Raw genomic sequence first — 15,061 nt, forward strand, 5'->3', positions numbered from 1 at the left:
GCCGGACGTCCGGCACGGGTCGCCGCCCGATAGGAATCGCCGTGACCGTCCAAGCCATCCTGGCGCCCGTCTTCGCCCAGGTCCTCCTCACCTTCGCGCTGCTGTTCTGGACCGGGCGGATGCGCCTCTCGGCGGTGCGCGGCGGCGCCGTAAAGGACCGCGCGTTGACACTGGGCCAGCGCGACTGGCCGGCCCCGGCCCAGCAGGCCGCCAACACCTTCTCGAAGCAGTTCGAGATCCCGGTGCTGTTCTACGTCCTCGTCGGGTTCGCCCTGGCCACCCGCAAGGCCGACCTCCTGTTCGTGATCCTGGCCTGGGTCTTCGTGGCCACGCGCGTCGTCCATGCCGGCGTCTATCTCACCACGAACCACATCCCGCACCGCTTCCGCGCCTATGCCGTCGGCACGCTGGTGCTGCTGGTGATGTGGATCCTCTTCGCGTTCCGGATCTTCCTGGCGCCGATCGGCGTCTGACCCGGGACGATGACGCGGCCTGACGGATGGGTGGCCGCATCGGGCCGCGATCCGCGAACGACGAAAGGGATCAGACCATGCGCGTGCTCGTTGTCGGCGCCGGGGCCACCGGCGGATACTTTGGCGCACGCCTCGCCGAGGCCGGCCGCGACGTCACCTTCCTGGTCCGTCCGGCCCGCGCGGCGAAGCTCGCCGCGGCCGGGCTGAGGCTCGAGAGTCCCGCCGGCAACCTGCACATTCCGGCGCCGCAGACCGTCACCGCCGCCGACCTCGCCGCCGGCGAGGGCGGCGCCTTCGACCTCGTGCTGTTCTCTTGCAAGGCCTACGATCTCGACAGCGCCATCGCCGACGTCGCGCCGGCCGTCGGACCCGACACCGCGATCCTGCCCCTGCTCAACGGGATGCGCCACCTCGACGCGTTCGACGTGGTATACGGTGCGGACCGCGTGCTCGGCGGCTCCTGCGCCATCGTGGCGACTCTCGGCCCCGCGGGCGAGATCCGCCAGATGAACCCGCTCCACACCCTGACCTACGGGGAGCGCGCCGGCGGCCGCTCCGCCCGCGTCGAGGCCATCGAGGCCCTGATGCAGGGCGTGAATTTCCAGCCCCGCCTCAGCGAGCATATGCTACTGGAAATGTGGGAGAAATGGAGTTTCCTGGCGACCCTGGCCGGGGCCACCTGCCTGATGCGCGCCACCATCGGCGACATCATGGCCGCTCCGGGCGGGCTCGCCTTCATCACGGCGCTGATGGAGGAGTGCCGCGCCATCGCCGAAGCCGCCGGCTACCCACCGCGGTCGACCGTGATGGACAACACGCGCAGGACGCTCACCGCCGAGGGCTCGGCCTTCACCGCCTCGATGCTGCGCGACATCGAGGGCGGTGCCCGGATCGAGGCCGACCACATCATCGGCGACTTGATCGCGCGGGCCCCCGATGCGGCCGGGCATCCGATGCTCGACCGGGTCTACACGCACCTGAAGGCCTACGAGAAACGCCGCACCCGCGAGTCGGCGGCTGCGAACCCTCAGTAGCGCGGGCCGGGCGGCGGGGGCGGGGGCGCGCCGTATTCGAGCTGGGTCTTGGCATCGAGCCGGCGCGGGGGCGGCGCCGACAGGTCGGGGGCGTCCGGCGCCGTGGAACAGGCGGCGACCGCCAGCATGACGAGGCCGGCGAGGCTGAGATGGATGACGGGAGACATGGGGTTCTCTAAAGCTCCAGGCGTCCGCTCTGCGCGGCACCGTGGCGCAAGCTGAGCCGTAAACGCGCCGGAAGCTCGACTGTATTGTGTCCGGCCGCAGCCCGAAGCGTGGCCGTATCGCGGCGCCCGCCGAAAGCGACTGCTCAGAACCCGAGGATCTTGCCCTGACGCCCCCCGCCCGCCTCTCCGCCGCCGTCGAGGTCCTCGCCGATATCGCCGCGCGCCGCCGCCCCGCCGCCGATGCCCTGAAGGATTGGGGCCTCGCCCATCGCTTCGCCGGATCGGGCGACCGGGCCGCCATCGCCAGCCTCGTCTACGACACCCTGCGCCGGCGCGCCTCCGCCGCCTGGATCATGGCCGACGAGAGCCCGCGCAGCCTCGTCATCGGCACGCTGCGGCTCCAGTACGGTCTCGCTGCCCCGACCATCGCAGAGATGTTCAGCGGCGAACGCTTCGCCCCGGAGCCACTGACCGCAGACGAACGGACGCGCTTGACGGACGGCACCCTGGTCGACGCCCCGCTCCATGTCGCCGGCGATGTTCCCGAATGGGTGCTCCCCTCCCTCGAGGCGACCTTCGGATCCGCTATCCTCGACGAACTACGGGCCCTCGGCCGACGCGCGCCCCTCGACATCCGTGTCAACACCCTCAAGCGCAGCCGCGCAGAGGCCCTGGCGGGCCTCGCCCACCTCACACCGGAACCAACCCCGCACGCGCCCAATGGCCTGCGCATCCCCATCGGCGACGACGGACGCGGCCCGGCCCTCCATGTCGAGCCGGAATTCATCGACGGCTGGTACGAGATTCAGGACGAGGGGTCGCAGCTCGCAAGCCTTCTCAGCGGCGCACGGCCCGGCGAAACCGTCATCGATCTCTGCGCCGGCGGCGGGGGAAAGACCCTGAGCCTGGCCGCGATGATGGAGAACTCCGGCCGTTTGATCGCCAGCGACGACGATCCGCGCCGGCTCGCCCCGATGCACGAGCGCCTACGGCGCGCCGGCGCCGTCGCGGAGATCCGCACGCCCCGTGCCGGCAAGGCCCGCACCGACGTCCTCGCAGACCTCGACGGCCGCGCGGACCGCGTCCTCGTCGATGCCCCCTGCACCGGCTCCGGCACGTGGCGGCGTAATCCCGATGCCAAGTGGCGGATGCGCCCGAATGCCCTGAGCACACGCGTCGCCGACCAGTCCACGGTACTCGACCGGGCCGCAAGGCTGGTGCGCCCCGGCGGTCGCATCACCTACATCACCTGCTCGCTGCTCCCCGAGGAGAACGACGCGGCCGTCACCGACCTCCTCGCGCGTCGGTCGGACGACTTTGCGGTGGTCTCAACCTCCGAGATTCTCGCCGAGCACGCCCCCTATCTCGGCTCTGTCGTCCGCTTGACCCAGCACGGCCTCCAGATGAGTCCCGCCCGGACCGGCACCGATGGCTTCTACGTCGCCACCCTGGAGCGGCTGGCCTGAAACGAGGAATGGCCCCACATGGGGGCCATTCCAGACATCTGCTCAGGAGCAGCAGCGCCTTTCTAGAATCAGCGGCGCAGTTTTAGAAGCAGCGGCGCTTCCGCACCACGACCATCCGGCCCATCGGCCCACGGCGCTTGGTGACGACGGTCTTGCAACGGGGGCCGCGGATCACCGTGCGCTCGACGACGCGGACCTGCTGGATCCCGCTGGTGGGTGCGATGCCGGCCGGAACGGGCAAGGCGGAGGCCGAGGTGGCTCCGAAGCCGGCGAGGGCGAGGGTGGCGATCCCGAATATGGTGGCTCTCATGGCTGAGGCTCCTGTTCGTTGCTGGGGGCGCACGGTGTCGACGCCCGGCGGTGAACACCGGGTTAACGGTCCTTTGCGCCGCATCCCCAGCCCGATGCCCGCCGCGGGGCGGCTCTGCGGGGTGATCCGTTGCACCGGACCGAGGCCTCGTCTAACTCCGGTTCCATGACTACAGAGCACGATAAGATCCTCATCGTCGATTTCGGCAGCCAGGTGACGCAGCTCATCGCGCGCCGCGTTCGCGAGGAGGGCGTCTACTGTGAGATCGTCCCCTTCACCAAGGCGGCCGAAGCCTTCGCCGAAACCAAGCCCAAGGGCGTGATCCTCTCGGGCGGTCCCGAATCGGTGACGACCGACGCCTCGCCCCGGACCCCGCAGATCGTGTTCGATTCCGGCGTGCCGGTCTTCGGCATCTGCTACGGTCAGCAGACCATGGCGGCCCAGCTCGGCGGCGAGGTCGAGGGCGGGCACCACGCGGAGTTCGGTCGGGCTGAGATCGAGATCCTGTCGGATTGCCCCCTGTTCAAGGGCGTCTGGCACGTGGGCGAGCACTACCCCGTCTGGATGAGCCACGGCGACCGCGTCACGAAGCTGCCGGACGGTTTCACGACCGTCGCCATGTCGAAGAACGCCCCCTTCGCGGCGGTCGCGGACGAAGCGCGCAAGTACTACGCGGTGCAGTTCCATCCGGAGGTGGCGCACACGCCGCATGGCGCCCTCCTGATCCGCAACTTCGTGCGCGACATCGCCGGCTGTTGCGGCGACTGGACCATGGGCGCCTACCGCGAGGAGGCGATCGAGAAGATCCGAGCGCAGGTCGGCAAGGAGCGGGTGATCTGCGGCCTGTCCGGCGGCGTCGACTCAGCGGTGGCGGCGGTGCTGATCCACGAGGCGATCGGCGAGCAGCTCACCTGCGTCTTCGTCGACCACGGCCTCCTGCGCATGGGCGAGGCCGAGGAGGTCGTGCGCCTGTTCCGCGACCACTACAACATCCCCCTCGTCCATGTGGAGGCGCAGAACCTGTTCCTCGGCGAGCTGACCGGCGTCAGCGACCCGGAGCAGAAGCGCAAGACCATCGGGCGCCTGTTCATCGACGTGTTCGAGGCCGAGTCGAGGAAGATCGGCGGCGCCGCCTTCCTGGCCCAGGGCACCCTCTACCCGGACGTGATCGAGAGCGTCTCGTTCACCGGTGGTCCCTCGGTCACGATCAAGTCCCACCACAATGTCGGCGGCCTGCCCGAGCGCATGAATATGCAGCTCGTCGAGCCCCTGCGCGAGCTGTTCAAGGACGAGGTCCGTGTGCTCGGCAAGGAGCTCGGGCTGCCGGAGGCCTTCGTCGGACGCCACCCCTTCCCGGGTCCGGGCCTTGCCATCCGCTGCCCCGGTACGATCACCCCCGAGAAGCTCGAAGCTCTGCGCAAGGCCGATGCGATCTACCTGGAGGAGATCCGCAACGCGGGCCTCTACGACACGATCTGGCAGGCCTTCGCGGTGATCCTTCCCGTGAAGACCGTCGGGGTGATGGGCGATGGACGCACCTACGACCACGTCTGCGCCCTGCGCGCCGTGACCTCGGTCGACGGCATGACCGCCGATTTCTATCCGTTCGACATGACGTTCCTCGGTCGGGTGGCAACGCGGATCATCAACGAGGTCAAGGGGATCAACCGCGTGACCTACGATATCACCTCGAAGCCGCCCGGAACGATCGAGTGGGAATGAAGGGCAGGCGAGGACCGATGAGAAAAATTTCTCTGCGCCCCGCAGTGCCGCTGGCAGGATAAATCGTCATGGCGCACGATACCCCTTGCTGTGCCCTAATTGGCATGTAGTATACCAAAGGTCCCTCCCAGGGATTCATGTGACGCAACTTTAACCCCGCAGGCCTTAGGGTCCGCGGGGTTTTCTCGTCCGAACTTCGAGCTCCTACACGGGCCGAACGACGGGCGGCAGCCCAATATTGGGAAGCCGCGCGATCTGTCGGAGCGACCCGTTTCTCGGGGCCGGGAAGCCACACCGATCACGCGATGGACGACGCGACCAAATCGTGAATGGGCCACGCTTGTATCTCAGGTGACGGCCTTCTACAGACCGACGCACCATCCGGCTGGACCGGATGAGTGCACAAATGCGAAGACATGCGAGATTGATTCGATGATTGAGCCTCAGGGTTCGTTCGCTCCACTCGTCGGGTTGAAGCATCGCACTCAGGTTTCCATTCTCTTAGTCGCCTCAAGTCTTTGCGTTGCTGGCTTCTTGTGGCTGCCCAGTACGCTCGCGGGTGCTGCAACGACGCCGACGCCGGCAGCCGTCACGGTCACACCACCGAGCAACGGCGATTTCGTCCTCAGCCCGGACCAGCTGGCCGCCATCGACACTGAGACGGTGGAGCAGCGCCTCTTCTACGAGGAGATCACCACCGAGGGTAAGATCGGCGTCGACGAGTATCAGGCCACCCCGGTGTTCTCCCCCTATCCGGGTCGGGTCATCGCCATCTTCGCGCGCACCGGCGAGCAGGTGCAGAAGGGTGAGCGCCTCTTCTCGATCCAGGCCAACGAGATGGTCCAGGCCCAGAACGACTATCTTGCGGCCTTAAACGTCCTGGCCAAGGCACGGTCACAGCTCGGCTACGCCCAGGCCGCCGAGAAGCGCCTGCACGATCTCTATGATTCGCGGGTCACCACGCTGCGCGAGCTCCAATCCGCGCAGAACGATCTGAACACGGCCACCAACGATGCCCGGACGGCCGAGGTCGGTCTGGAGGCCGTGCGCAACCGGCTGCGCATCCTGGGCCTGCGCGACGACGAGGTCGCCAATCTACAGAAGGGCTCGATCAACCCCGAAACGGCGATCAACGCGCCCCTCAAGGGAACGATCATCCAGCGCAAGATCGGACCGGGTCAGTATGTCGGCACCGGGGGCAGCGACCCCTCGTACATCATCGGCGACCTGTCCAAGGTCTGGCTCATCGCGCAGCTGCGTGAGCCGGACGCGGCGAAGGTCGATCTCGGCGATCGGCTCAAGTTCCGCGTACTCGCCTATCCCGACAAGGTCTTCGAGGGGCGGATCAACTTCATCGGATCGTCCGTCGACCCGACGACCCGTCGCATCACTGTTCGGGCCGATATCGACAACACACAGAATCTGCTGAAGCCCGAGATGTACGCCACCGTGCGCATCATCAACGAGCGCGAAACCCTGTCGCAATCGGTCCCCCGTGCAGCGGTCGTGCTGGAGGGCAGCAAGGCGAGCGTCTGGGTGTTGAAGGCCGACAACACGGTCGAGAGCCGCCGGGTCAAACCCGGCATCATCGACGGAAGCAAGATCGAGATCCTCGAAGGTCTGGCGACCGGCGAGCGTGTGATCTCGCGCGGCTCCCTCTTCATCGACCGGATGGTGACCCGGGGCTGATCCGTCGGCTCCCGTCAGCAGGAACCCAACGCATGACCGGCCTCGTCCATCTCGCGCTGCGCCAGCGTGCCCTGGTGGTTCTCGCGTTCGTTCTGCTGCTGGCCTGCGGGCTGGTCGCCTTCCGAACCCTGAACATCGAGGCCTATCCGGACCCGACCCCGCCGATGATCGACGTGATCACGCAAGCGAATGGTCTGTCGGGCGAGGAGATCGAGCGCTACGTCACCGTGCCGATCGAGGTGATCACCTCCGGCTTGCCGAACCTGAAGCAGGTCCGCTCGGTCTCCCTCTACGGGCTGTCGGATGTGAAGCTGCAGTTCGGCTTCGAGTTCAGCTACCGCGAGGCCGAGCAGCAGGTGCTGAACCGGCTGGCCCAGCTCGACGCCCTTCCCAACGGCGCCAAGCCGACCATCTCGCCGGTGAGCCCCATCGGTGAGATCTTTCGCTACAAACTGACGGCGCCGGCGGGCTACAGCGTCCTCGACCTGAAATCCCTGCAGGACTGGGTGCTGCGTCGGCGCTTCCGCGCCGTGCCGGGCGTCATCGACGTGATCGGCTGGGGCGGCAAGACCAAGACCTTCGACATCGCCGTCGACCTGGACCGGCTCACCGCCTACGGGTTGACCCTGTCGGGCGTCGTGAAGACCCTGAACGACAGCAACCTGAACGTCGGCGGCAACCGGATCAATCTCGGCACCCAGTCGGCTGTGGTGCGCGGTGTCGGCTTGATTCGCTCCACCGACGACATCGGCGAGACAGTGCTGACGCAGTCGGGCGGCGCACCGGTGCTGGTCAAGGACGTCGCCACCGTCACGATCGGGCACCAGCCACGCCTCGGCATCGCCGGCATGAACGACGACGATGACATCGTCCAGGGCATCGTGCTGATGCGGCGGGGCGAGGAGAGCACGCCGACCATCGCTGCCGTACAGGCGGAGGTGGGGCGCATCGAGGCCATGGGCCTGCTGCCGCCGGGCGTCCGGATCGAGCGGATCTACGACCGGGCCGACCTCATCGCGGTCACCACGCACACCGTGCTGCACAACATGCTGGTCGGCATCGTGCTGATCCTCATCGTGCAGTGGCTCTTTCTCGGCAATCTGCGCAGCGCCCTCATCGTGGTGGCGACCATCCCCTTCGCGCTGTTCTTCGCCGTCATCATTCTGGTGGTGCGCGGCGAGTCGGCGAACCTGCTCTCCGTCGGCGCCCTGGATTTCGGACTGATCGTCGATGGAACGGTGATCATGGTGGAGGCGATCTTCCGGCGGCTCTCCGGTCACGGGACACCGACAGGGGAGGTGGTCCGGCCGGGCCTCGCAGGCAAACTCCTGCGGATCCGCCAAGCCTCCGGGGACGTCAGTCGCTCGATCGTCTTCGCGGCGATCATCATCGTCACGGGCTTCCTGCCGCTCTTCACCCTGACGGGGGTGGAAGGCCACATCTTCGGGCCGATGGCGCAGACCTACGCCTACGCGCTGCTCGGCGGGCTCATCGCCACCTTCACGGTGACGCCCGTCCTCTCCGCCTACCTCCTTCCAGCCCATGTCGAAGAGGTCGAGACGATCCTCGTGCGGACCCTGGACCGGCTCTACCGGCCCGCCATCCGCGCCGCCCTGGGCAATCGCATCCTAACCCTCGGCCTCGCGCTGCTACTCACCGCCGGAGTCGGCGTGGCGGGGCGCCAGCTCGGCCTGGAATTCCTGCCCAAGCTCGAGGAGGGCAATCTCTGGCTGCGTGCCACCATGCCGGCGACGATCTCGCTGGAGGAGGGAAACCTCTACGTCAACCGGATCCGCCGCATCATCGCAGCGGTGCCGGAGGTCGAGAGCGTCGTCTCGCAGCACGGCCGCCCGGATGACGGCACCGATGCCGCCGGCTTCTTCAACGGCGAGTTCTTCGCGCCGCTCAAGCCGGCCGAGAAGTGGCGGCCGAGCATGACCAAGGACCGGATGGTCGGCGATCTCCTCGACCGGCTGCGCACCGATTTCCCCGGCGTGGAGTTCAACGTCTCGCAGTACCTGCAGGACAACGTCGCCGAGGCGGTTTCCGGCATCAAGGGCGAGAACTCGTTCAAGGTGTTCGGATCCGACCTTGAAACCTTGACGGCGGTTGCCAACCGCGTCGAGGCCGTGCTCCGCAAGGTGCCCGGCGTAACCGATCTCGGCGTGTTCACGTCGCTCGGTCAGCCCACGGTGCAGATCGACGTCGACCGGGTCCGTGCCGCACGCTACGGCCTCACCCCCGGCGACATCAATGCCACGGTCCGCACCGCCATCGGCGGCGACAGCGCCGGCGACCTCTACGACAGCGGCTCGGATCGTCACTATCCGATCGTCATCCGCCTCGCCGAGCAGTTCCGCCAGAGCGTGGCCTCCATCCGCAACCTGCGCATCTCCGGGCAGGGGCCGAACGGCACGCTGATGCAGGTGCCCCTGAGCGAGGTCGCCCAGGTCGCCCTCGTCTCAGGGCCGGCCTACATCTACCGGGAGGGCCAGGAGCGCTACCTTCCGGTGAAGTTCAGCGTCCGCGACCGCGACCTCGGCAGCGCGATCCTGGAGGCACGTGAGCGCGTGAACGCCGAGGTGGCCCTGCCGCGGGGCTACCGCCTCGAACTCGTGGGCGAATTCAACAACATGCAGGGTGCCCTGGCGCGCCTGTCGGTGACCGTCCCGATCGCCATCGGCCTCATCGCGATCCTGCTGTTCATGAACTTCGGCTCCGCGATCGACATGCTGCTGGCGCTCAGCGTCATCCCGATGGCAGCGGCCGGCGGCGTGCTCGCCCTGGTGATCACCGACACACCGTTCAGCGTCTCGGCGGCGATCGGATTCATCGCGCTTCTCGGCATCGCCGTGATGGACGGCATCATCGTGCTGTCGCACTTCAACGGTCTGATCATCGAGGGAGAGGAGCGGGTGCGGGCGATGCTGCGGACCTGTCACACGCAGCTCCGGCCGGTGGTGATGACCTGCGTGGTCGCCGGCGTCGGCCTCCTGCCGGCCGCCTTTTCGAATGGTGTCGGATCGCAGGTTCAGAAGCCCCTGGCGCTGGTCGTCGTCGGCGGCATGAGCCTGGCGCCGCTCCTCATCCTGCTGATCCTGCCGGTGCTCATCCTCACGCTTTCGCGGCGAAAGCCCGGACTGGCCGAGGAGGAGGATGGTGACCCGCGATCGACCGCAGCTTTGCAGCCGGCTTCGGTCACCGCTTGACCCGGCCTAACCGCGCGCCGACACCCGGCCTTTGACTGGGCTCAGAACGCGATCAGGGAACCTTAGAGGGGGGCGGTTGAAAGGTGCCGATCGTCTCGCACATCAAGGGATGACGCGGCCGGCGAACAACGATCTCACGATGTTGAGGTCGTTCCGAAGGAGGGGTCGATCCCGCCGCCGCGACGAATAAGCGGGCGGCCTCACGACCCGCTCGGTAGCGGGTCGGTCATGCGACCGGCACGAAAAGCGCTCAGTTGTTGATGGTCAGCGTGGCCTTCGTCACCGGCATGTCCGGCGGCGTCGCGTCCGCGATCTGGTTTGTGGTCGGATGCGGGGTTCGGGCGTTCATCCAATCCGCACCGATCTGCACCGACAGGAGAAGCAGGAGCGCCGCCATAAGGGCGTTCGCAGCCCGCTGGAAGGGACGAACGGACAGCCGCACAGTCGCTTCCAGTCGATCGGCATCCGTCGTCGCGGCGTCCAATCGGTCCGAGATCGGGAGAAGCCACGGCTCACTCGGGAGGGCCTGAAGCCCTCCCATTTCATGAGCGCCCGGCAGGTTCTGGAACAGTCCGCTGGACATATCCGTACTCCTGGTTGGTGAGTGGCAGCCGAGTGTGGAAGGCTGTTCGTTCATATTCAGTTAATCTGACTTTTTGTTCATTTCAAGTTCAGGGATGGCGAGCGCCTCGCTTCCAACGGTCGCCCTGGGTCCGATGGCAGCCTCAAGGGGCTGTCCGTACGACAATTCCTCCTCCACGCGCTGCCTGCAGGCTCGTGATGCGAGCGAGGTCGACCTGTCCGCTGCGAGCCAGCATCGGATCAGCCACAATGCCGGCCGTCCCATCGCGTCGACCATCAGCTCCGCAGTCCCGGCGCCTCCTGCCCCGTGCGTGAAACGTACTCGGTGTAGCCGCCGCCATACTGATGGATTCCGTCCGGCGTGAGTTCGAGGACGCGGTTCGACAGGGCGGCGAGGAAGTGGCGGTCGTGGCTCACGAACAGCATCGTCCCCTCGTAGTTCGCAAGGGCGGCGATCAGCATCTCCTTGGTGCCCATGTCGAGGTGGTTGGTGGGCTCGTCGAGGACGAGGAAGTTCGGCGGGTCGTAGAGCATTCGCGCCATCACGAGGCGGGCCTTCTCGCCACCTGAGAGCACTCGGCAGCGCTTCTCCACGTCGTCTCCCGAGAAGCCGAAGCAGCCGGCCAGCGCCCGGAGAGAGCCCTGGCCCGCTTGCGGGAAGGAATCCTCCAGGAACCCGAACACCGTGCGGTCGCCGTCCAGCACGTCCATGGCGTGTTGCGCGAAGTAGCCGAGCTTGACGCTGCCACCGACCGCGACGTTGCCGTCGTCGGGCTTGGCGGTTCCGGTCACGAGCTTGAGGAGCGTCGACTTGCCGGCCCCGTTGATGCCCATCACGCACCAGCGCTCGCGCCGCCGGATCGAGAAGTCGAGGCCCTCGTAGATGGTGCGGCTGCCGTAGCGCTTGTGCACGTTCTTGAGCATCACGACGTCGTCGCCGGAGCGGGGGGCGGGCAGAAATTCGAAGGCGACGCTCTGGCGGCGCTTGGGCGGCTCCACCCGCTCGATCTTGTCGAGCTTCTTCACCCGGCTCTGCACCTGGGCAGCGTGGGAGGCCCGCGCCTTGAAACGCTCGATGAACTTGATCTCCTTGGCGAGCATCGCCTGCTGGCGCTCGAATTGGGCCTGTTGCTGCGTCTCGTTAAGCGTCCGCTGCTGCTCGTAGAAGGCGTAGTCGCCCGAGTAGGTGGTGAGCTGTCCGCCGTCGATCTCGACGATCTTCGTGACGATGCGATTCATGAACTCGCGGTCGTGCGAAGTCATCAACAGGGCGCCCTCATAGCCCTTGAGAAAGGCTTCGAGCCAGATCAGGCTCTCCAGGTCGAGATGGTTGCTCGGCTCGTCGAGGAGCATGACGTCGGGGTTCATCAGGAGGATGCGGGCGAGCGCCACGCGCATCTTCCAGCCGCCCGAGAGCTTGCCGACGTCGCCGTCCATCATCTCCTGGGAGAAGCTCAAGCCCGCCAGCACCTCGTAGGCACGCCCCTCCAGGGCATAGCCGTCGAGTTCCTCGAAGCGGGCCTGGACCTCGCCGTAGCGCTCGATCAGCGCCTCCATCTCGTCGGCCCGGTCCGGATCGGCCAGGGCCTGCTCGACCTCCTTCAGCTCGGCGCCGATCTCGCTGACAGGGCCGGCGCCGTTCATCACCTCGGAGACGACGGTACGGCCGGACATCTCGCCGACGTCCTGGCTGAAATACCCGATGGTGATGCCGCGATCCGCGGCGACCTGGCCCTCGTCGGGCTGCTCCTCGCCGGTAATCATCCGGAACAGAGTGGTCTTGCCGGCACCGTTGGGGCCAACCAGACCGACCTTCTCGCCCCGCTGGAGGGCGGCGGAGGCCTCGATGAAGACGATCTGGCGGCCGTTCTGCTTGCCGATTTTTTCGAGGCGGATCATGGGATGCGGATCACGGGCTCACGGAGGTTCGGGCGGGTGCTGCGGCCTTACGGCATGTGCGCCCCGAGGGGTAGTGCAGCCCGGCACCGGGCCGGCGCGTCCTCCGCGTTCGGCGCCGATGGTCCTCGAGGCGGAGACCCGCTAGGCTGGCGCTTTCACGGTCAGAACGGTCTCTCCGCGCCCCCGATGCTCCACACCGGCTACAATCCGGCGCTCGTCGCCCTGTCCGTCACGATCGCGATCTTCGCCTCCTACACCGCGCTGGATCTCGGTGGCCGCGGCCGGGGCTCGGCGGGCAGGCGCCGCTGGGCCTGGATCGCTGCTGCCGCCTGCGCGATGGGCGGCGGGATCTGGTCGATGCACTTCGTCGGCATGCTGGCTTTCGAGATGGGAATGCCGGTCGCCTACGATCTCGGCACCACGGCCCTGTCCCTCGCGCTGGCCATCGCCTGCACCGGTGCCGCCTTCGCGTGGATCAGCCGGCCGGGCGCGACGCGACGCGACCTGTTCGTCGCCGGCCCTGTCATGGGCCTGGGGGTGGCCGCGATGCACTACACCGGCATGGCAGCGATGCAGATGCCGGGCCATCTCACCTATGCCTGGCCGCTGGTGGCGCTGTCGGTCGTCATCGCGGTCACGGCAGCGACGGCGGCCCTCTGGCTCACCCTGCGCCAGAACAGCGTATGGCAGACGCTCATCGCCGCCACCGTGATGGGCCTCGCGGTGGCGGGCATGCACTACACCGGCATGGCCGCGGCGACCTTCTCGCCCGAAGACGCCGGTGCGCATCCGACCGGTCTCGGCGCCGTACAGCAGAACCTGGCGCTGGCGGTGGCCGGTGCGACCTTCCTGATCCTATTCCTGGCGATGCTCGCCTCCTCCTTCGACCAGCAGCGGGTCCAGAGCGACCTCCAGGCCAGCGAGGGGCGCTTCCGCGCCGCCGTACAGGCCGTGCGTGGCGTGCTCTGGACCAACGATGCAGAGGGCCGGATGCTCGGCGAGCAGCCGGGCTGGAGCGCCATCACGGGGCAGAGCCGGGCCGAGTACGAAGGCTACGGCTGGGCCAAGGCCGTCCACCCCCACGATCAGCAGACCAGCATCGAAGCGTGGAACGAGACCGTGCGGGCGCGGCGGACCTTCGTTCACGAGCACCGGGTGCGCTCCGCCGATGGCGCCTGGCGCCACTACGCCATCCGCGCCGTACCGGTCTTTCACGATGACGGGTCGATCCGGGAATGGGTGGGCGTCCACACCGACATCACCGAGCAGCGCCAAGCCGAAGCCGAACTGCGCGAGTCCAACGAGGAGATCCAGCGCTACGCCTACATCGTGAGCCACGACCTGCGCGCGCCCCTCGTGAATGTCATGGGGTTCACGAGCGAGCTGGAAACGACCCGCGAGGACGTGCGCGCCGCCCTTCAGGGGCATCCGCAGGCAGAGCGGATCGACGCGGATCTCGGCGAGGCTCTCGGCTTCATCAAGGCCGCGGTGACGCGCATGGAGCGCCTGATCGCCGCCATCCTGAAGCTGTCGCGGGAAGGGCGGCGCAGCTTCACGCCGGAACGCCTCGACATGACGAGCCTGCTGCGCCGCCTCGCCGACGCACAGCACCACCAGACCGAGCAGGTGGGCGCCCGCGTCGTCATCGCGCCGGACCTACCGCGTCTCGTCGCCGACCGGCTGGCGATCGAGCAGATCTTCGGCAATCTCATCGACAACGCGGTCAAGTATCTCGACCCGGCACGGCCGGGGCGGATCGAAATCAAGGCACAAGTGCTGGGGGGCGGCCGCGTCCGCTACAGCGTCGCAGACAATGGCCGGGGCATCGCCGAGCGGGACCATGCACGGGTGTTCGAACTGTTCCGACGCTCCGGAGCGCAGGATCGGCCGGGGGAGGGCATCGGGCTCGCCCACGTCAAGGCGTTGGTCCGGTCCCTCGGCGGCCGGATCGAGGTCGCGTCGGAACTGGGGGTGGGCACAACCTTCAGCGTGACGCTGCCGCGCGAGACCGCTACAGGTCAGGGACAGGACGGGCCGCCGATGCGGCTCGCCGCCGAATAGGTGCGGAGCGAAGCGTGAACGCCGTCGAAATCGTCATGATCGAGGACGATGAGGGCCATGCGCGCCTGATCGAGCGCAACATCCGCCGCGCCGGTGTGAACAACACCATCCTGCCCTTCCGGGACGGGACGTCGGCGCTCGAATATCTCCTCGGCGCCGACGGCACCGGCGAGGCGAGCGCCAAGCGCCACCTGCTGATCCTTCTCGACCTGAACCTGCCGGACATGACCGGCATCGACATCCTCGAGAAGGTGAAGGCGAACACCCACACCAAGCGCTCGCCCGTCGTCGTCCTCACCACGACGGACGACCAGCGCGAGATCCAGCGCTGCTACGACCTCGGCGCGAACGTCTACATCACCAAGCCCGTCAACTACGAGGGCTTCGCCAACGCCATCCGGCAGCTCGGGCTGTTCTTCTCCGTGATGCAGGTGCCGGAAAACCCATGA

12 protein-coding genes are annotated in these 15,061 nt (G+C 67.4%); 8 read left to right on the forward strand and 4 right to left on the reverse strand.

Annotated elements, in window-relative coordinates; genetic code table 11:
• Positions 1-41 precede the first annotated feature (41 nt).
• Both ASF41_RS05425 and panE read left to right on the forward strand, forming a co-directional pair.
• On the forward strand, positions 42-473 hold the full coding sequence (locus tag ASF41_RS05425) for an MAPEG family protein (protein ID WP_056491476.1): 432 nt from the start codon (positions 42-44) through the stop codon (positions 471-473).
• 77 nt (positions 474-550) lie between these two features.
• Positions 551-1,507: a 2-dehydropantoate 2-reductase gene (gene panE / locus ASF41_RS05430; RefSeq protein ID WP_056491542.1), complete on the forward strand. Its 957-nt coding sequence runs from the start codon at positions 551-553 to the stop codon at positions 1,505-1,507.
• Here the strand turns inward: panE and ASF41_RS25570 are convergent.
• Positions 1,501-1,674: a hypothetical protein gene (locus tag ASF41_RS25570; protein WP_200927196.1), complete on the reverse strand. Its 174-nt coding sequence runs from the start codon at positions 1,672-1,674 to the stop codon at positions 1,501-1,503. The genes panE and ASF41_RS25570 overlap by 7 nt on opposite strands.
• Positions 1,675-1,838: 164 nt before the next feature.
• Between ASF41_RS25570 and ASF41_RS05435 the strand changes: the two genes are divergently transcribed.
• Complete coding sequence (locus ASF41_RS05435) at positions 1,839-3,140, forward strand: RsmB/NOP family class I SAM-dependent RNA methyltransferase (RefSeq protein ID WP_056491544.1); 1,302 nt, start codon at positions 1,839-1,841, stop codon at positions 3,138-3,140.
• Positions 3,141-3,222: 82 nt separating this feature from the next.
• On the opposite strand, the gene ASF41_RS05440 is transcribed toward ASF41_RS05435, so the two are convergent.
• Positions 3,223-3,450 carry a hypothetical protein gene (locus ASF41_RS05440; RefSeq protein ID WP_056212771.1) on the reverse strand — a complete coding sequence of 76 codons (228 nt, stop codon included), beginning with the start codon at positions 3,448-3,450 and terminating at the stop codon, positions 3,223-3,225.
• Positions 3,451-3,615: 165 nt separating this feature from the next.
• Between ASF41_RS05440 and guaA the strand changes: the two genes are divergently transcribed.
• From guaA to ASF41_RS05455, 3 genes are all read left to right on the forward strand, one after another.
• Positions 3,616-5,172 (forward strand): glutamine-hydrolyzing GMP synthase, encoded by a 1,557-nt coding sequence (guaA, locus tag ASF41_RS05445; RefSeq protein WP_056491478.1) that lies wholly within the window; start codon positions 3,616-3,618, stop codon positions 5,170-5,172.
• Positions 5,173-5,523: 351 nt separating this feature from the next.
• Positions 5,524-6,861, forward strand: a complete 1,338-nt coding sequence (locus ASF41_RS05450; RefSeq protein ID WP_244476346.1) for an efflux RND transporter periplasmic adaptor subunit — start codon at positions 5,524-5,526, stop codon at positions 6,859-6,861.
• A 32-nt stretch (positions 6,862-6,893) separates the two neighbouring features.
• The gene (locus tag ASF41_RS05455; RefSeq protein WP_056491480.1) at positions 6,894-10,070 is read left to right on the forward strand and encodes an efflux RND transporter permease subunit; all 3,177 of its coding nucleotides are present in this window, start codon (positions 6,894-6,896) and stop codon (positions 10,068-10,070) included.
• 250 nt (positions 10,071-10,320) lie between these two features.
• Here ASF41_RS05455 and ASF41_RS05460 read toward each other — a convergent pair whose 3' ends face one another.
• The gene (locus ASF41_RS05460) at positions 10,321-10,554 is read right to left on the reverse strand and encodes a hypothetical protein (RefSeq protein WP_244479567.1); all 234 of its coding nucleotides are present in this window, start codon (positions 10,552-10,554) and stop codon (positions 10,321-10,323) included.
• A 374-nt stretch (positions 10,555-10,928) separates the two neighbouring features.
• A complete protein-coding gene (locus ASF41_RS05465; protein WP_056212767.1) occupies positions 10,929-12,551 on the reverse strand; it encodes an ABC-F family ATP-binding cassette domain-containing protein in 1,623 nt (540 codons plus the stop codon).
• Between the two features lie 54 nt (positions 12,552-12,605).
• On the opposite strand from ASF41_RS05465, the gene ASF41_RS05470 reads away from it, so the two are divergent.
• Together ASF41_RS05470 and ASF41_RS05475 are read left to right on the forward strand one after the other, a co-directional pair.
• A complete protein-coding gene (locus ASF41_RS05470; protein WP_348271622.1) occupies positions 12,606-14,612 on the forward strand; it encodes an MHYT domain-containing protein in 2,007 nt (668 codons plus the stop codon).
• A gap of 35 nt (positions 14,613-14,647) precedes the next feature.
• Positions 14,648-15,061: a response regulator gene (locus tag ASF41_RS05475; RefSeq protein ID WP_056212883.1), complete on the forward strand. Its 414-nt coding sequence runs from the start codon at positions 14,648-14,650 to the stop codon at positions 15,059-15,061.

This window comes from Methylobacterium sp. Leaf111 (assembly GCF_001423285.1).
GTDB lineage: Bacteria > Pseudomonadota > Alphaproteobacteria > Rhizobiales > Beijerinckiaceae > Methylobacterium.